Source organism: Micromonospora sp. RL09-050-HVF-A, assembly GCF_019374995.1.
Classification (GTDB): Bacteria; Actinomycetota; Actinomycetes; order Mycobacteriales; family Micromonosporaceae; genus Micromonospora; species Micromonospora antibiotica.
In genome coordinates, this window is record NZ_JAGKQP010000002.1 from 782483 (window position 1) to 804060 (window position 21578).

Below are 21578 nucleotides of genomic sequence, written 5' to 3' on the forward strand. Positions count from 1 at the left end.
CGGTCGTGGCGTCCCCCTCGGCGGTGACACCGGCTGCCGCCGTCGCCCCGTCAGGCTCCGTCGCCCCGTCGGCCGGCGGGCCCTCGCCGTCGCCACCGGTGGCACGGCCGTCGGCGTCGTCGGCGCCCGCGGCGGGCTCGGCAACGAGCAGGCCGCGCAGTTCGTCGGCGAGCACGGGGAAGCGCTGCAGGACGGTGTCCACCGAGACTGTCGGGTCCAGCAGCGCGGCGGGCAGGCCGAGGTCGTCGACCACGGCCACGCTCGCCGACTCCAGCGTGGGCTGCTCGTCGGGGTCGAAGAGCCGACCCAGCAGCCGCCAGTAGAGCACCTGCCGACGGTTGGCGGCGGCGAGGTCGCCCGGCTGCACGGCGTCACCCGCCGGTACGGTGTCGCTCATCGCTGTGGGCTCGCTCATCGGCGCAGCAACCGTCCCGCGCGTTCGCGCAGTACGGCCACGGCGTCGCCCGCCCGGGACTCGGCCTTGGCCACCTTGGGATCGGTCACCCCGTCGGCCCAGTCACCGTTGTGCGCCTCGACCGGCCGGCGTTTGACGGTGGCCTGCACCGCCAGCGGCTGTAGCAGCCACCGGCCGTCGTCCCAGCGGATCAGGCCCAGGCAGGTCGACGACGCGGCGACCAGTGCGGGAGTGAGTGGCCCGCCGGCCGGCAGCCGGTCGAGGGCGACCGCGAGGCGGTGCCCGTCGAGGTCGATCGCTGCTGCGTCGTCGTGCACGGTGTAGCCCTCCAGCAGCACCGGTTCGGCGATCGCCACCGGGTGCCGGTCCAGCGGCGGGAGCGCCGTCGCCGTCGCCGTGCCCAGCAGGACCCGGGCGGTGGCGAACGGGTCGGCGGGCTCGCCCACCTGCGCCTGCCCGTCGACCCAGTGCAGGTCGCCGTCCTGCGCCGGCAGGTCGGTGACGGTCAGCGCCCGGCGCTGCGCGATCGCGGTGAGCAGCACCGGGTACGCCGACAGCAGCCGCCACACCGCCGGCCCACCGATCGTGGCGACCTTGGCCGCGCCCACCGTCACCCGGACCAGCCGGGGCGGCGTGTCGTCGGCCGGTTCGAGGATCGCGTGCAGTTGCACCTGGACGGCGGTCTCGTGCTCGTGGACGTCGACCCCGAACGGCAGCAGCCGACCGGTGACCCGTTCGATGGCGGTCACCGGGGCGGGCCCGTCCTGGGCGAGCAGCACGGCCCGGGACCACAGGTCCGCCCAGCGGCGTACCGGCACCTGCGCCATGGTCGCCACCGGCAGCCCGGCCCGCAGCTCGGCGGCGAACCCGTCGAGCAGCACCGCCAGCCGGCGCGACTGCGGTTCGGCCAGCGCCGCCTCGACAGGCGTGCCGACGGCGGAGAGCACCTCGTGGTCGATGCCCCGCCAGCCGGCCAGGGCGGTCTCGTGCAGCCAGGACCGGGCTGCGGCGCGGGCGGGGGAGGGGTCACCCGCTGCGCCGGTCGGGGTCCACGGGGCCCGGTGCCGCCCCAGGGCGGTGTCGAGCTGGTCGAGCAGGGCGTCGTGGGCCGCGCCGAGCAGGGCCGACCGCGCCCCGGCCAGCGCGGCCAGGTGTCCCTGCCCGACCGACCCGGCGGTCACCTTGCCGACCGCCTCGGCCACCCGTTCGCCCAGCGGGGTGCCCGCCACCGCGTCGGCCAGGGCGGTCAACGCGGCGGCGTCCTGCTCGCCGACCCGGGCGAAGCCCCGCAGCAGGGCGTCGTCGAATCCGGCGACCACGTCGTCGGCATCGGTCAGCCCGGTGGGGGTGCCGTCGCGCAGCTGCGCCAGTTGCGTGCCGAGCATCAGCGACCCGCCCCGGTAGACGGGAACCAGTGCAGCTCGGGCAGCACGGTCGTGCTGGCCGGGAGCTCCAGGTAGGCCAGGTGGCGCAGGAAGCGGCTGAACACCACCGCGGCCGAGGTCGGCTCGTGCCGGGCGTCGAGCCGCGACAGCAGCTCGACGCCGGTCTGCGTGCCCTCACCGGCGTCGACCCGCAGGTAGCGGGCCACCCGGTCGACGCCGTACTGGAGCACGGCCTCGTCGGCGAGGGACTCCAGGTGCTTGCAGGGTGCGCCGCGCAGCCCGCCGCAGGGCCGGTTGTTGTTGGTGCTGCAGTGGTAGGCGTGGCTGCCGGCGGTCACCGAGGAGACGTAGACCCGCTCGATGTCGGACCCGCTGGACACCACTCCCTGCAACCGCCCGTCGGCCAGCTCGACGAAGGGCACCTTGGCCAGCTTGCGGGGCCGGGCCGGCGGCACCACCGCCAGCACGCTCCGCCGCCGCGCGGCCCCGTCAGTGTCCGTCACCGCACGTCCTCCCACCCGCCGCAACACGGCGTCGACCATGGTTGATGGCGTGCGCCGGCCGGGGCCGGCGTCGCCGTGACCACAAGATCATGGGTCACGGGTACGACAGTTCCCGGGGTTCCGACCACCCGGCGCGAAGCGGCATCCGGCGCTCCCGGACGAGCCCGGGCCGGTGGCCGGCATCCGGGCCGGACGCGGTGCCACCGGCGTGCACCCGCGTCGCGCACCCCCATCGCCGCGGGCGTATCTGGAATGCTGCTCCCATGCCTGCCTTCCCGCCCACCTTCGCCGACCAGGTGGTCGCCCAGCCGCTCCGGGCCCAGTTCGAGGCGTTCCTCGACGAGCATCGCGGTGCGCTCGACAGGTGCCTGGACGGGCTGACCGAGGAACAGGCACGGCGGTCGTTGGTGGCCTCCCCGACCACGCTGCTGGGTCTGGTGAAGCACGCGACCTTCGTGGAGAAGGTCTGGTTCGACGAGGCCGTCACGGGTCGCTCGCGCGCCGAGATCGGTCTCCCCGCGACGTCGGACGAGTCGTTCGTCCTCGCCGACGACGACACGATCACCACCGTGCGGCAGGCCCACCGGGAGGCCTGTGCCGCGTCGCGGCGGGCGACGGCCACGCTGGGTCTGGACGACATCCTGTCCGGGCACCGGCGGGGCCCGTTACCCCTACGGTGGGTGTACCTGCACGTGCTGCGGGAGTTGGCCCAGCACTGCGGGCACGCGGACATCCTGCGCGAGCAGCTCCTCGACGGCTAGCCCACGGGGTCGGTCCGCCCTCGGGGCACCCGCGCCGACCGGAGCGGGATGCGATGCCACCTGACCGTGGGGCGGTGCTAGCGGTCCCGGTTGCGGGGGTGCCGCTTGGCCGTGCGCTCGTTGCCGTGCTTGTAGTTGCCGGTGAGGCGGGCCATCAGCTCCTGCGGATCGTCGCTGTCCACGTCGACCAGGAACCGGGCTGCGGCGGCGCCGCGGAGCACCGAGGCGGGGCGGCCGTGGTGCAGCACTTCCACGTCCCCGTTCTTGCGGAGACGGTAGGTGAATCCCTCAGGGGTGCCGGACATCGCCTCATCGTCCTCGCGGACCGGTCCGTACGCGACCGGATTAGTCGTTCCGACGAGTCGTCGTGCCGCTCACCGGTCTACCTGCCACCGGGGTCGACGGCCGGACCCGGTGCGGCACCCCGAAAACTCCGGCGTGGCGCTAGACCTCCAGTCGCAGCCTGGCCCACCGGCCGCACCATCCCTTGGCCGTCACGCGCTCGCGCACCTTCGCGCGGCCTGCGGCGTGGTCGAAGGCCGGCGAGGGCCGGACGACCATGCCGACCAGGTCGGCCGCGCCGTGGCAGCACACCAGGTGAACCGAGTCGCCACGCAGGGTGACCGCGATGCAGGTTGCCGTCTCGGGCCAGCGCGAGATCGCGTCCAGGGTGTCGAGGTAGGGACCGTCGCGGTTGCGCAGGTGCATCCGTGCCTGGTTGCGGATCTCCCACGGCACCCCGGGCAGCACCGTCGCGGCCCAGGCCTCGGTGCGGACGTCCACACCGGGGTCCCGCTCCTGCGGGTCGAAGTAGGCGACGTCCACGTCGCGCGGCGGCAGGGCCGGCAGCTCGCTGATCGCGTCCCAGACCAGGTTGCGGACGAAGCCGGCACCGATCCACCAGTCCGGCAGGCCGAGGCCGGCCGTGGCCCGGAGGACTCTCATCGCCGCCGGGTCGGACTCGATGAGCCCCACCACGTCCTGTGCGCTCATGACCATCCGGGGAGCCTAGGGCAGCGCCCACCCGGCCGGGGTCACCGCGGTCGGGACGGGTCGTCGCCGAAGGCCGCCGCGAGCGCCGCCGCGATCAGGTCGGCCAGGTCGGTGCGTCCGTCGTCCTGGGCCCACCGCACCAGCGCGGTGTGCATGACGGCCAGGCAGGCGCTGGCCGCCGCCGAGGCGCGGAAGGCCGCCTCCGGGTCGTCGGCCTCGTCGCCGAGTCCCGCCACGATGGCCTGTTGCAGCAGGTGGTGGTTGTCCAGGTGGCGGGCCCGCAGGGCGGGCGTGGAGATCATCAGCCGCAGGCGGGCCAGCAGGAACCGGTCGTCACCGGCGGTGAGCGTACGTGCCGCATCGACGAGCGCGACGCCGATGCGGTGGACGAGGGGCTGGCCGGCCGGTGTCGCGGCGATGCGTTCGGCGACCAGTGGCCCGTTCTGGTCGGCCAGCACGAGGTCCTCCTTGGTCGGGAAGTGCCGGTAGACAGTCATCGGGGACACCCCCGCCGCCGCCGCGACGTCGTTCACCGTCGTGCCGTCGTAGCCGCGCCTGGTGAACAACCGCACCGCGTGCGCCTGGATCAGGCGCTGCGTCTCGGCCCGTCGCTGGTCCCGCAGGGTTGAGTGCCGCTCGTCCATCTGATAGACACTACCGTAGTGATAGTTACTACCAAGTTGGGAGCAACTCACGTCATGGGGGATCTGAGTGGCAGGACCGCACTGGTGACCGGCGCGTCGCGGGGCATCGGACAGGCGATCGCGATCCGGCTGGCCGGGCAGGGAGCGGCAGTCATCGCGCACTACGGTGCCGACGAGCACGGCGCGCGGGAGACGGTCGACCGGATCGGGCGCGACGGCGCGACGGCGTACGCCGTCCGCGCGGAACTCGGCGTCGACGGAGATGTCGAGACGCTGTTCGCCGGGGTGACGGCGAGCCTGGCCGGGCGGCCACTGGACATCCTCGTCAACAACGCGGCGGCGCCGCCCGCCGGCCCGCTCGGCGGCACCACCCGGGCCGCCTTCGACCGGCTGTTCGCGGTCAACGTGCGCGCGCCGTACTTCATCATCGAACGGGCGTTGCCGCTGCTGCGCGACGGCGGTCGGATCATCACGATCTCGTCGGTGGCGACCCGGATGGCCAACCCCGGCCAGACGTCGTTCGCCATGACCAAGGGTGCGGTGGAGACGATGACCCTGGCCCTGGCCAACCAGCTCGGGCCCCGGGGCGTCACGGTGAACGCGGTCGCGCCGGGCGCCACCCGGACCGCGACCAACGCACCGGCCTTCGCCACACCGGGCCTGGCCGACCTGATCACCTCGATGACGGCCCTCGACCGGCTGGGCGCTCCCGGTGACGTCGCCGACGTGGTCGCGTTCCTCGCCTCCGACGCCGCACGCTGGGTCACCGGGCAGGTCCTCGACGCCAGCGGCGGCCTCTTCCTGGGCCCGCGCAGCTGACCACCGCGTGGTCCCGGTGCGCCCGCATCCCTGACCCACCGCGCGACCACGGTGCGCCCGCGTTCCTGACCACGGTGGCGGTCGCGGCATTGCCCGCGTGCCTCACCACCGCGCGGTCGTGGCCCGTCCGCCAGCCGGTTCAGGCCGGGACGGGATGGTCCGCCTCGAACCGCTCCCGGGTGAGGAACGCCAGTTGGGCCCGCTTGTCGGGCATGTCGATCTCGTCGGCGAAGGTGAACCCCTCCCGTTGCAGCCGCAGCAGCGCGAACCGGTTGCGCACGTCGGGCTCGACCACGATCCGCAGTAGGCCCGGGTCGCGGAACAGGAACCGGGCCAGCGCCGGGCCGATCGCGGTGGTGAGCCCGCGCGGCGGTCGGCGTCCCGGGGCGAGCAGCAGGTGCATCCCGATGTCGCCGGGGCGGACCCGGTAGCGCTCCCCGACCGGGTCGGCCTCCGGCTGGTAGGTCTGGAACAGGCCCACCGGCGTGCCGTCCAATCCGATCAGGTACGCGTGGTGGGTGCTCAGCCCGTCGACGTACGTGTAGACCTCGCGTACCTCCTCGACGGTGTACGACCCCATCCCCCAGAACGTCGCGCGGGGCTCGGTCACCCAGCCGTGCAGCAGCGTGGCGTGGGCGGCCGGGTCGACCACGGTGAGGCTCAACTCACCGAAGCCGGGGATCTGCTCCTGGTAGGTCACGGGGTCCTCGTCTCGGGGTGCGGGGGTGAGGGTGTGCCAGTCGGTGCCGACGGGGATCAGCCCACCGGCGGCCCACAGCGGCAACTGGTCGGCGAAGTGCGGGTCGTCGGGGCGGCCCGAGACACCGAAGGGGACGATCCAGCGGCTCGCCGCCCGGTCGGTGAGGTCCCACACGTACCGGGCGACCGGCCCGCGCCAGCACGCGTCGGAGACCCCCGGCACGCTGGAGGTGGACAGCACGCAGTTGGTGTCGCCACCGAGCGCGGTGCCGTCACGCATCGCGGCCACCCGGTCGGCGACCACCTCGGACACCCCGAGGTGCAGCGGGTGCAGCAGGTGCCGCCGCCCCCAGGGGCCGGGTGGGTCGCCGGCCGCGACCTCCTCCAGCGCGGCGACGGCGAGCGGTTCGACCGCACCGCCGAGGCGGGGCAGCCCGGCGACGACCCCTTCCACGGCGTGCCCGATCCGGGCCAGCGGGTCGGTCCACGGGGCGAAGAGCGGGTCGTAGCCGCCGGGGGAGTGCAACGGGGCCAGGGCGGGGTGCGCGGACAGGCCCCGGACCAGCGCGGCCCGCCAGGCGGCGAACGCCCCGGCGTCGGTGCTGTCGGCGGCCATCCGACCGTCCCAGCCGGTCAGCCGGTCGCGCAGCCGTCGGGCCGGCCCGCTGAGTGACCCCGGGTCGAGCCGGGCGAGCAGGCCCCGCAGCACCGTCGACCCCAGCAGCGTGTCGGTGTGGACGGTGGGCACGTCGACGCCGTCGGCGAGCAGTTCACCGATCCGGTGGGCCCGGTGCGGCGGGGCGAAGTCGACGCCGAGGTGGGCGGTGTCGTCGCGGCGGTCGTTGGCGCAGACCGTCGGCCCGCCGACCTCGACGGGCTTGGCCGTGGCGTGGTCGCCGCGCCACCGGTAGCGGGGCTCCCAGCCGGGCACCGGTTCCCGTCGGCACCGGTCGTCGCGCTGCGGCACCAGGCCGGCGACGAGTTGGAGCACCGTGCCGTGCCGGTCGGCGACGAGCACGCTGTTGACCGGTTCGACCCAGCCACGCAGCGCGTCGGCGACGTCGTCGGCGGTGCGGGCCCGCAGCAGCGGCAGCAGCGCCTCGAAGCCGAGGCTCTCCGTCACCCGGGCCGGGGTGCGCAGGCTGAGCGCCTCCCCGGTGTGCCGGTCGTGGTCGACCACCGGCCCGCGCGGGGTCTCGATCACCTCGACGGTCTCGGTCGCGCCGCCGCGTACCTCGATCCGCTCGACGTGCCGGTGGGCCGGCACCCAACCGTCGGCGTCGCGGACCAGCACCCGGTCGCCGTCGCGGCGCAACTGTTCGCGGTAGAGGTCCTGGTAGTCGGCCATCGCGTTGGTGACCGCCCAGGCGACGTCACCGGCGTGGCCGAAGTGCGGCAGCCCCGGCACGCCGGGGAAGGCCAGCCCGACCACGTCGAACTCGGGGCAGGCCAGCCGGATCTGCTGGTAGATGCCGGGCAGTTCGAGCAGCCGGTGCGGGTCACCGGCGATGACCGGCCCGCGACCGGTCGTCGGGTCGGCGGGCAGCGCCCAGGCGTTGCTGCCGGAGCCGCCGGGCCCCTCGACGGCGAACAGCTCGCGGGCGTGCGGGCCGAGGGTGGCGGCGACGTGGGCGTGCCACAGCTTCTGCGGGAAGGTGCCGAACAGGATGTGCTGGACCAGGAAGACGCCCAGCGGCGTCCAGGGTCGCCACCGGCCGGGGGTGCTGCCGGTGGCGGCGAACTCCGGGGCCGCCACCGCGCCGGCCGGCAACGCGTCGTTGACCCCGTCGGCGTACGCGGTGACCCAGCGCCGGGTGGCCGGGGTGAGCCGGTCGAAGCAGCGTCGGGCGGTGTCGTCGAGGCGGGCCCGCCGGGCGAACCGGTCCCAGTCGAGTTCGGTGGGGCCGACGTGGGCGGCGAGTCGGCCCTCGGCCCGCCAGCGTTCGACCTCGAGCTGCCAGGCCCGGTCGGTGGCGGCCACCCGGCCCTGCCATCGGGCCAGCTCGTCGGCGGTGTCGGCCCACAGGTGCGGTACGCCCCACCGGTCGCGGTGCACGCCGCTGGTCGGACGGTCGCCCGGCGGCATGCCGGTCCCACTCTCCACAGGACTCCTCGTTTAAGTTACCCTCGCCTAACTTAGGCGGACCTTACCTGGAGGACCTGTGAAACGGAACTGGGAGGCCCTGGTGCTCAAGGCCATGGGCGGCCGGGACTTCCGGCTGACCGTGCGGGGCACCGAGTCGGTCGGCGGGCACTACCAGCGTCTGCTGATGGACGACGGCGGTCTGCTGGCGGCGGGCAAGGTGCACCCCACCATGTGGATCCGGCTCTGGTTCGACGATGCCGGCCGTGCCCACCAGCGGGCGTACACGCTTGTCGACCCGGAGCCGGAGGCCGGCCGGTTCACCCTGGAGTTCGCCCTGCACGACGGGTGCGCGGCCCGCTGGGCGAGCAACGCGCAGATCGGTGACACCATCGTCGCCACCCTCCAGGGCAGCGCCTTCGCCCTGCCCGACCCGGCACCCGCCCACCTCTACCTGGTCGGTGACGCCGCTTCGCTGCCGGCGGTGAACAGCCTGCTCGACGCCGCGCCCGACACCCCCGCCACGATCTGGTTGGAGTACGCCCACGACGGGGAGCGGGCGCTGGCCCTGCGTACCCGCGAACAGCACCGGGTCACCTGGGTGCCGCGCGGCGACGACGGGCAGCAACTCGTCGACACCGTCCGCGACGCGCTCCCGGCCGCGCCGGACGCCCACTACTGGGTGGCCTGCGAGGCGGCCACCACCCGTGCCCTCACCCGGCACGTGCGGCGCACCCTCGGGGTGGGCAAGCAGCAGCTGACCTCGCTGGGCTACTGGAGCGCCCGGTGAAGGGACGGCTCGGCACGCTCACCGCGCTCTACGTCACGCAGTACCTCGGCATCGGGTTCATCACCGTCGGACTGACCGCCATCCTGCGCGACGGCGGCACCTCGCTGGACACCCTGGCGTTGCTGCAGTTCGTCGGCCTGGTCTGGCCGTTGAAGTTCCTCTGGGCCCCGCTGCTCGACAGGTACGGCTCCCGCCGGCACGGGCACTACCGGTCCTGGCTGCTGCCGTTGCAGGCGGGTCTGGTGCTGAGCCTGCTGGCGCTGCTGCCGTTCGCCGATCCGACCCGGCAGCTGGGCCCGGTGGTGGCGATCTGCGCGGCCTACGTCTTCCTCTCCGCCACCCAGGACATCGCCGTCGACGCGGTCGCCGTCCGGGTGCTGTCCGAGGGGACCCGGGGGGCCGGCAACGGCATCCAGGTCGCCGCGAGCTACCTGGGCAACCTGCTCGGCGGAGGCGCGTGCGTGCTGGTCTACGACCGGTACGGCTGGGTGCCGGCGATCGGGCTGCTGGCCGCGCTGACCGCCGTCGGGCTGGTGGTGGTGTGGCGGCTGCGGGAACCGGAGCGGGTCGCCCGGGTGGCCGGCGCCGGGCAGGCGTACCGGGCGTTGCTGTCGGTGTTCGGGCAGCCCGGCTGCCGCTGGTGGACCTTCGGCGTGGTGCCGCTGGTCTACACCGGAGCCGGCGCGGCCTATGCCCTGGTCACCCCGGCGCTGGTCGACTCGGGCTGGTCGCTGGCCCGCATCGGCGTGGTCACCGGCGTGGTGATCAGCGCCCCGGCGATCGTGGCGGGCCTGCTCGCCGGGGTCGGCGTCGACCGGTTCGGCCGGGGTCGGCTGCTCGTCGTCGGGGGAGCGGCCCTCGCGGTCTCCACGGCGCTGCTGCTGCCCCTGATGAACGGGCGGGCCCCGCTGGGGACGACGGTCGCCGCGCTGTGCTGCTTCATGGCGGCGTACACCGTGGCCAACGTGGTGCTCTACGTGGTCAACATGGACTACTCGCGGCCGGAGACCGGGGGGACCGACTTCACCGTGCTGTCGTCGTTCGGGTTGATCTGTTCGTTCGTCGCGGCCTCGATCGGCCTCGCCGCGGCCGACCGGGTCGGCTATCCCGCCGTGGCGGTCGCCTCGGTCGTGCTGGTCGCCCTCGGCGTGGTGGTGGGGTTGGGTCACCAGCGTCGGTTCCGGGTCGCGCCGACCCGGACGGCCGAGCCGGCGGCGCAGTCGGTCGGGGTGCCCGGCTGACCCTCCACCCGGCTGCCCCCGTCGCCTGCCGGCCGATCCGCCCTCCGCCCTCCGGCGGGTGTCGGCGTTGACAAGAGGTTAGGTTAGGGTAGCCTAACTCGCGAGATCAACTGGGCCGCCGGGACGACCTGCCCCCGCCCCACCGTCCCTGCCAGTGCGCCCGTCACCGACCGTCGAGGACTGCCCATGAGCCTGCCCGGATCCACCGTCGAGGCCCCCGTGACCGGGACGCACCCCCTTCCGCCCCGCGCCCACCTGCTCAACGCCGGCACCGTCGCGGACTACCGACGGGCCGTCGCCCAGGGCATCGAACGGGTGGCCGCCCGGGTGACCGAGGTGGACCGACCCGCCACCGGCGTCACCCCCGACGAGTTGGCCCCCCGGATCGCCGGCATCGACCTGGACCGGCCGCTCGGCGACACCACCGCCGCCCTCGACGAACTGCACGACGTCTACCTGCGTGACGCCGTCTACTTCCACCACCCCCGCTACCTGGCCCACCTCAACTGCCCGGTGGTCATCCCCGCCCTGCTCGGCGAGGCGGTGCTCAGCGCGGTCAACTCCTCCCTGGACACCTGGGACCAGAGCGCCGGCGGCACCCTGATCGAACGCCGGCTGATCGACTGGACCGCCGAGCGGATCGGCCTCGGCCCGGCCGCCGACGGCGTCTTCACCAGCGGCGGCACCCAGTCCAACCTGCACGCGTTGCTGCTCGCCCGGGAGGAGGCGTACGCCCGGATCGTCGGCGGCGGCACCGACCGGCCCAGCCGGCCCGAGGTGCTGTCCCGGCTGCGGATCATCACCTCCACCGCCGGGCACTTCAGCGTCCAGAAAGCCGCCAAGCTGCTCGGGCTCGGCGCCGACGCGGTGCTCACCGTCGCCACCGACGCCGGCCGGCGGATGCGCACCGACGAACTCGCCGAGACCCTCGACCGGTGCCGCCGCGACGGCCAGACCGTGCTGGCCGTGGTCGCCACCGCCGGCACCACCGACTTCGGCACCATCGACCCGCTGGACCGGATCGCCGAGATCTGCACCGCCGCCGGGGTCTGGCTGCACGTCGACGCGGCGTACGGCTGCGGGCTGCTGGTCTCGCCCACCCGGCGGCACCTGCTCGCCGGCATCGAACGGGCCGACTCGGTCACCGTGGACTACCACAAGTCGTTCTTCCAGCCGGTCAGCTCCAGCGCCCTGCTCGTGCGCGACCGGCGGGTGCTGCGCCACGCCACCTGGCACGCCGACTACCTCAACCCGGCCCGGATGGCCGAGCGGCGCATCCCCAACCAGGTCGACAAGAGCCTGCAGACCACCCGCCGCTTCGACGCCCTCAAGCTCTGGCTCACCCTGCGGATCATGGGCGCGGACGCGGTCGGCGCGCTCTTCGACGAGGTGGTCGACCTCGCCGCCGCCGCCTGGCGGCTGCTCGCCGACGACCCCCGCTTCGAGGTGGTCACCCGCTCACAACTGAGCACGGTGGTGTTCCGCTACCTGCCGCCGGGCGCCGGCCGCGACGTCGTCGACGACGCCAACCTGTACGCCCGCGAGGCGCTGGCCGCCTCCGGCACGGCCCTCGTCGCCGGCACCAAGGTCGACGGCGCCCACCACCTCAAAATCACCCTGCTCAACCCCGAGACCACCCTCGACGACATCGCCCACGTGCTCGACCTGATCGCCGAACACGCCGGCTGGTACGCCCGCACCCGGGCCACCGCCGAGCTGTCCAGCCCCGTCGGCTGACCACCCGCCCTGGAGAAAACCCCTGTGTCGACCCACGACTTCATCGCCATCGGGCTGGGCCCGTACAACCTCGGGCTGGCCTGCCTGACCGCGCCGCTCGACGACCTCGACGGCCTGTTCCTCGAAGCCCGCGACGAGTTCGACTGGCACCCCGGCATGCTGCTGGACGCCACCCGGTTGCAGACGCCGTTCATCGCCGACCTGGTCACCCTGGCCGACCCGACCTCCCCGTACTCCTTCCTCAACTACCTGAAGGAATCCGGACGGCTCTACCCGTTCTACATCCGGGAGAGTTTCTTCCCGCTGCGCCACGAGTACAACGACTACTGCCGGTGGGCCGCCGCGAAACTGCCCTCGGTCCGTTTCGGTCACCGGGTCACCTCGGTGGAGTACAACCCCGCCGACGAGCGGTACGTGGTGCACGCCGTGGTCGACGGCGAACGCGTCACCCACCGGGCCCGGCACCTGGTGCTCGGCACCGGCACCCCGCCGCACGTCCCGGACGCCTGCCGGGGCCTCGGCGGCGACGTCATCCACAACTCCCGCTACCGCGAACACCGGGCGGCGCTGCGCACCAAGCGCAGCATCACCGTCGTCGGCAGCGGCCAGAGCGCCGCCGAGATCTACCACGACCTGCTCACCGACCTCGGCACCCACGGCTACCAACTCAACTGGGTCACCCGGTCGCCGCGCTTCTTCCCCCTCGAATACACCAAGCTCACCCTGGAGATGACCTCACCGGACTACGTGGACTACTTCCACGCCCTGCCCGAGGAGACCCGCTACCGGCTGGAGGGCACCCAGAAGAACCTCTTCAAGGGGATCAACGCCGACCTGATCAACGACATCTTCGACCTGCTCTACGCCCACCGGGTGCACGGGCCGGTGCCGACCCGGCTGCTGACCAACACCGAACTCACCAGCGCCCGGTACGACGAGAGCACCGGCCGCTACACCCTCGGGCTGCGCAACATCGAACAGGAGCACGACCTGACCCTCGACACCGAGGGGTTGGTGCTGGCCACCGGCTACCACTACCGGCTGCCGGAGTTCCTCGCCCCGATCCACGACCGGCTGCGCTGGGACTCCCACGGCCGGTTCGACGTGGCCCGCAACTACAGCATCGACCACACCGGCCGGAGGGTGTTCCTCCAGAACGCCGGCACCCACACCCACAGCATCACCTCACCCGACCTGGGCATGGGCCCGTACCGCAACTCCTGGATCATCCGGGAGTTGACCGGGCGCGAGCACTACCCGATCGAGCAGCGGATCGCCTTCCAGGAGTTCGGCGTCCCGGCGGGCGGCGCCTCGTGACCCACGTCGTCCACCACCGGCACGACCCCGCGCTCGGCGAGTTCGCGCTGCGCACCCTCGACCCGGAGGGCGACGCCGGGCTGCTGCACCGCTGGGTGACCCACCCGAAGTCGGCGTTCTGGCTGATGCAGGACGCCGACGTCGACCGGGTCGCCCGGGAGTACCGGGGCATCGCCGACCACCCGCACCACGACGCGTACCTCGGGCTGTGGCGCGGCGAACCGGCGTTCCTCGCCGAACGCTACGACCCGGCCCGGGTCGACCTGGTCGGCCTCTACCCCGCGCAGCGCGGCGACGTCGGCATGCACTTCCTCTGCGCCCCCACCGACCAGCCGGTGCACGGCTTCACCCGGGCCGTCATCACCACCGTCCTGGACTGGCTCTTCACCGACCCGGCCACCCGACGGGTCGTCGTCGAACCCGACGTGCGCAACACCGCCGTGCACGCCCTCAACGCCGCCGTCGGGTTCACCGTCGTCGGCCCGATCCGCAAACCGGAGAAGGACGCCCTGCTCAGCGTCTGCACCCGCGACCAGTTCCTGGCCGCCACCCGAGGAGACCTGCCCGCGTGAACCCCGCCGCCGCCGTGGCCCACCTGACCCCCGCCACCTGGGCCCGCGCCAACCGGCTGCTGGTCGCCAAAGCGCTTGCCGAGTTCACCCACGAACGCCTGGTCGAGCCCGCCGCCACCGGAGACGGCCGGTGGGCCGTCCGCACCGACGACGGCACGGTCGAGTACCGCTTCACCGCCCGCCGCTTCGCCCTCGACCACTGGCAGGTCGACCCGGACAGCATCACCCGGCGACGCGGCGACGAGGACCTGCCGCCCGACGCCGTCGACCTCTGCCTCGAACTGCGCGGCGCGCTCGGCCTCACCGACCAGGTGCTCCCCGTCTACCTGGAGGAGATCACCTCCACCCTGGCCGGCACCGCGTTCAAGCTGGACCGGCCGGCGGTGGGCGCGGCCGAACTGGCCCGCGCCGACTTCCAGGCCATCGAGACCGGGATGACCGAGGGCCACCCGTGCTTCGTGGCCAACAACGGCCGGATCGGCTTCGGCGTGCACGAATACCACGCGTACGCCCCGGAGACCGGCCGGCCGGTGCGGTTGGTCTGGGTCGCCGCGCACCGCGACCACGCCACCTTCAGCAGCGCCGCCGACCTCGACTACCCGACCCTGCTGCGCACCGAACTCGGCCCGGACACCCTGGCCCGGTTCACCACCACCCTGACCGACGCCGGTCTCGACCCGGACGACTACCTGCTCATCCCGGTGCACCCCTGGCAGTGGTGGAACCGGCTCGCCGTCACCTTCGCCGGTGAGGTCGCCCGGCAGCGCCTGGTCTGCCTCGGCGAAGCCCCCGACGAGTACCTGCCGCAGCAGTCCATCCGGACCTTCTTCAACGTCACCGACCCGCACCGGCACTACGTCAAGACCGCGCTGTCCGTGCTGAACATGGGCTTCCTGCGGGGCCTGTCGGCCGCCTACATGGAGGCCACCCCGGCGATCAACGACTGGCTCGTCGAGCTGGTCGCCGCCGACCCGGTGCTCGCCGGCACCGGACTGACGATCATCCGGGAGCGGGCCGCCGTCGGCTACCGCCACCCGCAGTACGAGGCGGCCACCGACCGCTACTCGCCGTACCGCAAGATGCTGGCGGCGCTGTGGCGGGAGAGCCCGGTGCCCGGCCTGGCCCCCGGCCGGCGGCTGTCCACCATGGCCGCCCTGCTGCACACCGACCGCGACGGAGGGTCGCTGGCCGCCGCCCTGATCGCCGAGTCCGGCCTGCCCCCACGGGAGTGGCTGCGTCGCTACCTCGACGCCTACCTGGTGCCGCTGCTGCACAGCTTCTACGCGCACCGGCTGGCCTTCATGCCGCACGGCGAGAACGTGATCCTGGTGCTGCACGACGGCGCGGTCGAGCGGGTGATCTTCAAGGACATCGCCGAGGAGATCGTGGTGATGGACCCCGACGTCGACCTGCCACCGCTGGTGCAGCGGGTCCGTGCCGCCATCCCCGACGACGAGCAGCTGCTGACCATCTTCACCGACGTCTTCGACTGCTTCTTCCGCCACCTCAACGCCGTGCTGGCCGGGGCCGGGGTCCTCGACGAGGACGACTTCTGGCGCACCGTCGCCGACTGCGTGACCGACTACGCCGCCCGGGTGCCGCACCTGGCCGACCGGCTGCGCCGGCACGACCTGTTCGCCCCGGAGTTCACCCTGTCCTGCCTCAACCGGCTGCAACTGCGCAACAACCAGCAGATGGTCGACCTCGCCGACCCGTCGGCGGCGCTCCAGTTCGCCGGCACCCTGACCAACCCGCTCGCCCGCTACGCCCCGCCCCGATGACCACCGCGTTGTCCGCCGCGCGGCCCGGCCCGGCGACCCCGTTGCGGTCGCGTTGGCTGATCCTGGCGGTGCTCTGCCTCGCCCAGTTGACCGTGGTGCTGGACAACACGGTGCTCACCGTGGCGGTGCCGGTGCTCACCACCGAACTGGACGCCAGCACCACCGACATCCAGTGGATGATCAACGCGTACGCGCTGGTGCAGTGCGGGCTGCTGCTCACCGCCGGCAGCGCCGCCGACCGCTACGGCCGTCGCCGGATGCTCGTCGCCGGCCTGGTGCTGTTCGGCGTCGGTTCGCTGGCCGCCGGGTTGGCCCGCTCCGGCGACCAGCTGATCGCCGCCCGCGCCGGCATGGGCGTCGGCGGGGCACTGCTGGTCACCGCCACCCTCGCCGTCGCCATGCAGGTCTTCGACGGGGCCGAACGCTCCCGGGCGATCGGCCTCTGGGCGGCCACCAGTGCCCTCGGGTACGCCGCCGGACCGCCCATCGGCGGCATCATCCTCGCCCACCTGCCGTGGGGGGCGATCTTCCTGGTCAACGTGCCCATCGTGCTGCTCTGCCTGGTGGCCGGCCTCGCGCTGGTGCCGGAGTCCCGCGACCCGGTGGCTGGGCGGCCCGACGTCGGTGGGGTGCTGCTGTCCACCGCCGGCCTCACCGGCGTGGTCTGGGCGATCATCGACGGTCCCGAGCGTGGCTGGACGGCACCGGCGGTGCTCGGCGCGGCCGGCGGCGGTGTGCTGCTGCTGGCCACGTTCGTCTGGTGGGAACGACGGATCACCGCACCCATGCTGGACATGCACTTCTTCACCGACCGCCGGTTCGTCGGCGCGGTCACCGGGGTCGTCCTGATCACCTTCGGCTCCACCGGCGCGCTGTTCCTGCTCACCCAGGACCTCCAGTTCGTCCGCGGCTACCCGGCCTGGGAGGCGGGGCTGCGAATGGTGCCGTTCGCGCTGTCCATCGTGCTGCTCAACCTCGGTGGGGTCGCCACCCGGCTGATCCGCCGGCTCGGGGTGCCCGGGGCCATCGCGCTGGGCATGGTGCTGCTCTCCGCCGGCCTGACGCTGATCACCCACGTGCGCACCGACGGCTACGGCGTGCTGCTGACCGGGTTGCTGGTGATGGGCTTCGGCTGCGCCCTGGCCAACCCCGCGATCGTCGAGGCGGTGATGAGCGCCATCCCGCCGTCGAAGGCCGGCGTCGGCGCGGGGATCGACGGCACCATGGCCGAGGTGGGGGGCAGTCTCGGCATCGCCGTGCTCGGGGCGGTGCTCAACGCCCGGTTCGCCGCGTTGGTGCCGGTCGCGGTGGCCGGCGTCGGGTCGTACCCGGCCGCGCTGGCCGCCGCCGCAGACGACACCGAACGCGGTCGGGTCACCGACGCCTTCTCGTCGGCGCTGGTCACCGGGCAGACCGCCGGGGCGGTGGCGGTGCTGGCCGGCGGGCTGCTCGCCGCCGGGCTGCTGCGCCGCGCCGAACGCACCCGCTGAGCGTGTCCGCCGTCGGGCGCACCCGCCGAGCACGCCTGCCGGGTGTCGGCAGCTCAGCGGGCCGCCCGGCTGCCGGTTTTCGCCCCGCTCAGCGGGCCGCCCCGCTGCCTACCGGCCAGGCGGCCGGGATCCGTTCCAGCACCCCACCGGCGAACACGTCGCGTAACCCGAGCGGCTTGAGGTGGACGTACCCGATGTGGCAGTCGCAGAGCGCGGCGTCGCAGGCCCGGGGCTTCAGGGCGGCCCGCCACGACCCGTCGTAGAGGTTGCCGATCGGCGTGGGCCGGAAGTGGCAGCGGCGCACGGTGCCGTCACCCGCGACGGAGATCGCCGTCTCCCCGGCGTGGCAGGGCCGGTCGAGCGACCGGTGCGGACGCACACTCCAGCCGAACAGCGGGTCCAGCGCCGTCCAGGCCGCCTCCTGTTCGGCGGGGTAGTGGTGCCCGTCGGCGGCGTTCACCCACAGGTACACCTCCGGGGGCAGGACGGCCCGTAGCGCCCGCGCCTCGGCCAGGTGCTCGGGCAGGCCGACCACCCCCACCGAGTAGCGCACGCCCAGCTCGGACAGCCGGGCGCAGCGGGCGAGGAACCGGTCCCGGGTGACCTGCCCCGGGTGGTACGTCGTCCACAGTGCCGCCGTGGCCCGGTCGGCGTCGGCCAGCCAGTCCACCCGGGCGGCCAGGTTGGTCTGGATGACCACCCGGTCGACGTGCGGCAGGTGCGACAGCGTCACCATGGCCTCGCGGTACCAGCTGCGGGTCAGCCCCTCGCCCCACGGGGTGAACAGCACCGACAGCCGCCGGTCGGTGGTGGCCGCCACCCAGCCGGTGAACCGGTCCAGCGCAGCCCGGTCGGCGCGCAGCAGCTCCGGCGGGTCGACCCGCTTGGCGAACGGGCAGTACGGGCAGTCGTAGTTGCAGCTCGCCAACGGCCCTCGGTAGAGCACCGCCAGCTCCGCCCCGACGTCGGCCGCCCCGGCCCCGGAACACCCCGGCTGCGCCGCCCGGGACGTGACAGTGTGCAACGGCAGCGCCGCCCGGGGCGTGACGGGGTGTGGCAACGACGGCGGCCGGCCGGTCACCGGGGCACGTACCCGGTCATCGCCTGCCTCACCCGGGCGGAGGTCAGCCACGGGCCGATCGCGTCGGAGCGGGCCAACCCGGCCGGGGTGAGCCGCAGCCCGTCGGCGCTGGCCCACCCCCGGGCGACCAGTTGCCCCAGCTCAGGGAAGTCCTCGCCCGGCGGCCGGCCGAACCGGGCGGTGTAGGCCGCCGCATCGACCCCCTCGGCGCGCAGCAGCGACTTGAGCAGCCAGCGGCGGCGCTGCTCGGCGCCGTCGAGGGCGAAACCGAACTCGGCGTGGCGGAAGTCGTCGGCGGGGCGGGCCAGGTAGTCGTCCAACACCATCCGGACCTGCGACACGGAGACCGCGTAGTCGAACGAGTAGTGCAGCGCGGTGGTGTAGGAGCGCGCCCCGCACCCGAGGCCCACCATGCCGTCGTCCTGGCAGCAGTAGTCCGGCCCGTCCGGGGCGGACACGTCGGCGCGGCGGAACTGCCGCATCGACTCCTGCCGGTAGCCGGCCGCGCCGAGGACCTGCACCGCCTGCTCGTAGAGGGCCAGCCGGTGGGCGTCCCAGTCGGCCCGGCCGTGCGCCCGCCGACCCAGCCCGGTCAACGGCCGCACGTAGAGCGGGTAGAGGTACAGCTCCTCCGGCCGCCAGGCCAGCGCCGCGTCCAGGCTCTCCTGCCAGGTCGCCGCCGTCTGCCCGTCGATGCCGTAGATCAGGTCGATGTTGAGCACCGGGACCGCCTCGGCCCGGATCGCGCCGAGCGCCGTCTCCACCTCCGCGCGCCGCTGCGGCCGGCCGGCGGCCCGCGCCTCGACGTCGAGGAAGCTCTGCACGCCGATGCTCACCCGGTGCACCCCGTGCGCCGCCAGCACCGCCAGCCGCTCCGGCGTCGCGGTGGCCGGCGAGGTCTCCACCGCCAGCGGTACGCCCGGCAGCCGCGCCCCGGACGTGCCGGTGACGATGTCGAACAGGTCGGTCAGCTCGTCGGCGGTCAGGTAGGTGGGGGTGCCCCCGCCGAACGCCACCCGGGCGTACCCGGCGTCGTCGCCGAGCGCGTCGGCGACCCGTTCCGCCTGCCGGCGCAGTTGCCGCAGGTAGGCCGTCACCTGCTCCTGGGGGGCGTTGGCCCGGGTGAACAGGTTGCAGAAGCCGCAGCGCATCTCGCAGAACGGCAGGTGCACGTAGAGGAACAACGCGTCGCGGGCCTCGGCCCGCCACACGTCGGCCAGCAGCGGCCGGGGCCGCAACGCCCGGTAGGAGGTCTTGTGCGGGTACGCGTAGAGGTACTGCTGGTACGGCGAGCCGTCGAGGCCCGTGTCGGTGCTGGTCACCATTCCCCCGGTCGCAGAGTGAAGTGGGCGTACGGCACGGTCCACACCACGTCGTGGCCGACCCGGTGGCCGGTGTGCCCGTCCTCGCCGTACGCCGTGCCGTGGTCGGAGCAGATGATCGTGAACACCGGCCGCCCCCGCCCGGTGAGCAGGGCGAACAACCGGTCGACCCGGGAGTCGACGTACTCCAGGGCGGCGGCGTGACTGTCCCGGCTGTCCTGCGCCGCGCCGGGCAGGTGGTGCCGGTTGGGTTGGTGCAGGGCGGCGACGTTGAGGAAGGTGAACACCGGCCGGTCGGCGGGCTGGCCGGGCAGCACCTCGGCCAGCCGGTCGAGCTGCGCGTCGAGGCAGGTGGGGGAGGTGACCCCGAACGCCGGCTCCCAGTGCGCCTCGGCGAACAGGCCCGGCAGCACCGACCCGAGCGGGCTGCGCCGGTTGAAGAAGCCCACCCCGCCCAGGCAGAGCGTGTGGTAACCCGCCCCGGTCAGCGCGGTCGGCAGGTCGGGGGCGTCGAAGACCCAGGTGTCGGCCCCGGCGGTCTCGCTGCCCGGGAACGCCGCCGCGTACAGCCGCTCGTGCCGACCCGGCCCCACCGGGGTGGGCAGGAAGCCGGCGAAGAAGGCGTGGTGTGCGGCGTAGGTGAAGCTCGCGGGGGAGTGCCGTCGCTCCCACCGCCCGCCCGGCAACACCCGGGTCAGCCGGGGTGTCCGACCGGCTTCGGCCAGCTCGTCGGCCACGTCGAAACGCAGCGTGTCCAGGGTGACCAGGCAGATGTCGTGACTGCCGATCAGCGCGCGCATCCCGCCTCCTCCCGTCGCGTCGTCGCCGGCCCGCCGACCGCCGGGTCGGGCCCGGCCGTTGCCGGGCCGTCGCCGGCCACCGTCGCGGTCGCCCGCCACCGGTCCCACCGGCCGCTGGTCAGCGCGTGCACCTGCTCGGCGTAGGTGTCCCGCCCGCCGGCCAGCACCCCGGGCAGCAGGTCGCCGAACGCGTTGACCTCGGCGACCGCGTGCCGCCGCCAGCCCACCAGGAACATCAGGTCGACCCCGACATGCAGTGACCGGGGGAAACACGCCGCCGCCCGCTCGCAGGTCCGCATCGCCGCCGTCCAGGACTGCGCGCCGGCCGCGGCCCGCAGCGCGGCCAGGTCGCCACGGGCGTTGCCCAGGTGCAGGTTGGTCAGCGGTCCCCGGGCGGCCCGGACCACGGCGTGGGTGGCCCGGCCGGCGACCACCACCACCCGCAGGTCGACCACCCGGTCGGCCAGCCCTGCCTTGGGTAGCCACTGCTCCACGTGCAGGCCCTCCGGGGCGAGCCGGTCGACCAGCGCCGCGACGGTCGCCTCGTCGTCGTAGCGGCGCAGCCGCAGCGAGTTGAACAGCCCGTCCGGGGTGATCTCGATCGGGGTGACCGCCTGGATCCGACGCGGGCCGACCGCGAGCGCGATCACCCCGGCCGCCGACGAGCCGTGCGCCGGCTTGACGAACACCCGGTGCCAGCCGGCCGCCGTCATCGCCGCCCGCAACTGCGGGTAGCCGCCGACCGGCGGGAGCGCCGCCGGCACCGGCACCCCGGCGGCCGACAGCAGCGCGTGGCAGCGGCGCTTGTCGCACAGCGCCGCCACGTCGTCGGGGTGGTTGAGCAGCGTCGCGCCCCCGGCGGCCACCCGGCCCATTGCGGCCACCAGCCCGGCGTACGTGTCGGCGAGGCCGATCAACTCCCCGTGCCGGGCGGGGGTGGCCGCGTCGCGTAGCAGCCGGTCCACCTCCGCGTCCTCGCCGGGGGAGTCGACCCGGACCAGGGCGTCGGCGTCCGGCGGGGCCGCCCCGGTGAGCACCCGCGCCCAGGGCAGCACCGCCGGGTCGGGCAACCCCGCCTCGCGTACGGCCCGCCGGAACAGCGCGACCCGCCGGTTGTCGGGGTTGCCCACCACGGTCAGTCGCAT

19 protein-coding genes and 2 pseudogenes are annotated in these 21578 nt (G+C 74.0%); 9 read left to right on the top strand and 12 right to left on the bottom strand.

What is annotated here, in order from left to right; genetic code table 11:
• Positions 1–145: 145 nt before the first annotated feature.
• From J7462_RS33160 to J7462_RS03740, 3 genes and pseudogenes are all read right to left on the bottom strand, one after another.
• Positions 146–397 (bottom strand): annotated as a pseudogene (locus J7462_RS33160) (VWA containing CoxE family protein); the annotation flags it as partial.
• Between the two features lie 14 nt (positions 398–411).
• On the bottom strand, positions 412–1800 hold the full coding sequence (locus J7462_RS03735; RefSeq protein WP_219461835.1) for a hypothetical protein: 1389 nt from the start codon (positions 1798–1800) through the stop codon (positions 412–414).
• Positions 1800–2267 carry a hypothetical protein gene (locus J7462_RS03740; protein WP_208566460.1) on the bottom strand — a complete coding sequence of 156 codons (468 nt, stop codon included), beginning with the start codon at positions 2265–2267 and terminating at the stop codon, positions 1800–1802. Before J7462_RS03740 ends, J7462_RS03735 begins: the two co-directional genes overlap by 1 nt.
• Before the next feature lie 299 nt (positions 2268–2566).
• Here J7462_RS03740 and J7462_RS03745 point away from each other — a divergent pair, with 299 nt between their 5' ends.
• Positions 2567–3064 carry a DinB family protein gene (locus J7462_RS03745; RefSeq protein WP_219461838.1) on the top strand — a complete coding sequence of 166 codons (498 nt, stop codon included), beginning with the start codon at positions 2567–2569 and terminating at the stop codon, positions 3062–3064.
• A 77-nt stretch (positions 3065–3141) separates the two neighbouring features.
• Here the strand turns inward: J7462_RS03745 and J7462_RS03750 are convergent, their stop codons facing one another.
• The 3 genes from J7462_RS03750 to J7462_RS03760 all read right to left on the bottom strand — a co-directional run bounded on the left by J7462_RS03750 (position 3142) and on the right by J7462_RS03760 (position 4701).
• The gene (locus tag J7462_RS03750; RefSeq protein ID WP_091240024.1) at positions 3142–3369 is read right to left on the bottom strand and encodes a hypothetical protein; all 228 of its coding nucleotides are present in this window, start codon (positions 3367–3369) and stop codon (positions 3142–3144) included.
• A 139-nt stretch (positions 3370–3508) separates the two neighbouring features.
• Positions 3509–4057 carry a nucleotidyltransferase family protein gene (locus J7462_RS03755; protein WP_255597569.1) on the bottom strand — a complete coding sequence of 183 codons (549 nt, stop codon included), beginning with the start codon at positions 4055–4057 and terminating at the stop codon, positions 3509–3511.
• A gap of 41 nt (positions 4058–4098) precedes the next feature.
• Positions 4099–4701: a TetR/AcrR family transcriptional regulator gene (locus tag J7462_RS03760; RefSeq protein ID WP_219461842.1), complete on the bottom strand. Its 603-nt coding sequence runs from the start codon at positions 4699–4701 to the stop codon at positions 4099–4101.
• A 54-nt stretch (positions 4702–4755) separates the two neighbouring features.
• On the opposite strand from J7462_RS03760, the gene J7462_RS03765 reads away from it, so the two are divergent.
• Positions 4756–5520 (top strand): SDR family oxidoreductase, encoded by a 765-nt coding sequence (locus J7462_RS03765; protein ID WP_219461844.1) that lies wholly within the window; start codon positions 4756–4758, stop codon positions 5518–5520.
• 139 nt (positions 5521–5659) lie between these two features.
• On the opposite strand, the gene J7462_RS31780 is transcribed toward J7462_RS03765, so the two are convergent.
• Both J7462_RS31780 and J7462_RS03770 read right to left on the bottom strand, forming a co-directional pair.
• Entirely contained in the window at positions 5660–6220 is a 561-nt protein-coding gene (locus tag J7462_RS31780; RefSeq protein ID WP_308291093.1) for a GNAT family N-acetyltransferase, read from the bottom strand.
• Between the two features lie 24 nt (positions 6221–6244).
• Positions 6245–8305, bottom strand: a pseudogene (locus J7462_RS03770) (penicillin acylase family protein); the annotation flags it as partial.
• 76 nt (positions 8306–8381) lie between these two features.
• On the opposite strand from J7462_RS03770, the gene J7462_RS03775 reads away from it, so the two are divergent.
• From J7462_RS03775 to J7462_RS03805, 7 genes are all read left to right on the top strand, one after another.
• Positions 8382–9092, top strand: coding sequence for a siderophore-interacting protein (locus J7462_RS03775; RefSeq protein ID WP_219461847.1), 711 nt, complete (start codon positions 8382–8384; stop codon positions 9090–9092).
• Complete coding sequence (locus J7462_RS03780) at positions 9089–10333, top strand: MFS transporter (RefSeq protein ID WP_219461849.1); 1245 nt, start codon at positions 9089–9091, stop codon at positions 10331–10333. The genes J7462_RS03775 and J7462_RS03780 overlap by 4 nt, the downstream gene beginning before the upstream one ends.
• A 186-nt stretch (positions 10334–10519) precedes the next feature.
• The gene (locus tag J7462_RS03785) at positions 10520–12070 is read left to right on the top strand and encodes an aspartate aminotransferase family protein (RefSeq protein ID WP_219461851.1); all 1551 of its coding nucleotides are present in this window, start codon (positions 10520–10522) and stop codon (positions 12068–12070) included.
• 24 nt (positions 12071–12094) lie between these two features.
• Positions 12095–13387 carry a lysine N(6)-hydroxylase/L-ornithine N(5)-oxygenase family protein gene (locus tag J7462_RS03790; RefSeq protein WP_219461853.1) on the top strand — a complete coding sequence of 431 codons (1293 nt, stop codon included), beginning with the start codon at positions 12095–12097 and terminating at the stop codon, positions 13385–13387.
• Positions 13384–13959, top strand: coding sequence for a GNAT family N-acetyltransferase (locus tag J7462_RS03795; RefSeq protein ID WP_219461854.1), 576 nt, complete (start codon positions 13384–13386; stop codon positions 13957–13959). The genes J7462_RS03790 and J7462_RS03795 overlap by 4 nt, the downstream gene beginning before the upstream one ends.
• Positions 13956–15740 carry an IucA/IucC family siderophore biosynthesis protein gene (locus J7462_RS03800; RefSeq protein WP_219461856.1) on the top strand — a complete coding sequence of 595 codons (1785 nt, stop codon included), beginning with the start codon at positions 13956–13958 and terminating at the stop codon, positions 15738–15740. The genes J7462_RS03795 and J7462_RS03800 overlap by 4 nt, the downstream gene beginning before the upstream one ends.
• Positions 15737–17230: an MFS transporter gene (locus J7462_RS03805; RefSeq protein WP_219461859.1), complete on the top strand. Its 1494-nt coding sequence runs from the start codon at positions 15737–15739 to the stop codon at positions 17228–17230. The genes J7462_RS03800 and J7462_RS03805 overlap by 4 nt, the downstream gene beginning before the upstream one ends.
• 88 nt (positions 17231–17318) lie before the next feature.
• On the opposite strand, the gene J7462_RS03810 is transcribed toward J7462_RS03805, so the two are convergent.
• From J7462_RS03810 to J7462_RS03825, 4 genes are read right to left on the bottom strand one after another with little or no spacing between them, the layout of a single operon-like run.
• Positions 17319–18311, bottom strand: a complete 993-nt coding sequence (locus J7462_RS03810) for an STM4011 family radical SAM protein (protein ID WP_308290729.1) — start codon at positions 18309–18311, stop codon at positions 17319–17321.
• Positions 18308–19633, bottom strand: coding sequence for an STM4012 family radical SAM protein (locus tag J7462_RS03815; RefSeq protein ID WP_308290730.1), 1326 nt, complete (start codon positions 19631–19633; stop codon positions 18308–18310). Before J7462_RS03815 ends, J7462_RS03810 begins: the two co-directional genes overlap by 4 nt.
• Positions 19630–20433, bottom strand: coding sequence for an STM4013/SEN3800 family hydrolase (locus tag J7462_RS03820; protein WP_219461863.1), 804 nt, complete (start codon positions 20431–20433; stop codon positions 19630–19632). Before J7462_RS03820 ends, J7462_RS03815 begins: the two co-directional genes overlap by 4 nt.
• The gene (locus J7462_RS03825) at positions 20421–21578 is read right to left on the bottom strand and encodes an STM4014 family protein (RefSeq protein ID WP_219461865.1); all 1158 of its coding nucleotides are present in this window, start codon (positions 21576–21578) and stop codon (positions 20421–20423) included. Before J7462_RS03825 ends, J7462_RS03820 begins: the two co-directional genes overlap by 13 nt.

What these genes read in the sequence shown, in the direction of transcription:
- J7462_RS03735 (WP_219461835.1), bottom strand. Translation starts at nt 1,800, where the DNA reads ATGCTCGGCACGCAACTGGCGCAGCTGCGCGACGGCACCCCCACCGGG.
- J7462_RS03745 (WP_219461838.1), top strand. Translation starts at nt 2,567, where the DNA reads ATGCCTGCCTTCCCGCCCACCTTCGCCGACCAGGTGGTCGCCCAGCCG.
- J7462_RS03750 (WP_091240024.1), bottom strand. Translation starts at nt 3,369, where the DNA reads ATGTCCGGCACCCCTGAGGGATTCACCTACCGTCTCCGCAAGAACGGG.
- J7462_RS03755 (WP_255597569.1), bottom strand. Translation starts at nt 4,057, where the DNA reads ATGAGCGCACAGGACGTGGTGGGGCTCATCGAGTCCGACCCGGCGGCG.
- J7462_RS03760 (WP_219461842.1), bottom strand. Translation starts at nt 4,701, where the DNA reads ATGGACGAGCGGCACTCAACCCTGCGGGACCAGCGACGGGCCGAGACG.
- J7462_RS03765 (WP_219461844.1), top strand. Translation starts at nt 4,756, where the DNA reads ATGGGGGATCTGAGTGGCAGGACCGCACTGGTGACCGGCGCGTCGCGG.
- J7462_RS03785 (WP_219461851.1), top strand. Translation starts at nt 10,520, where the DNA reads ATGAGCCTGCCCGGATCCACCGTCGAGGCCCCCGTGACCGGGACGCAC.
- J7462_RS03805 (WP_219461859.1), top strand. Translation starts at nt 15,737, where the DNA reads ATGACCACCGCGTTGTCCGCCGCGCGGCCCGGCCCGGCGACCCCGTTG.
- J7462_RS03820 (WP_219461863.1), bottom strand. Translation starts at nt 20,433, where the DNA reads ATGCGCGCGCTGATCGGCAGTCACGACATCTGCCTGGTCACCCTGGAC.
- J7462_RS03825 (WP_219461865.1), bottom strand. Translation starts at nt 21,578, where the DNA reads ATGCGACTGACCGTGGTGGGCAACCCCGACAACCGGCGGGTCGCGCTG.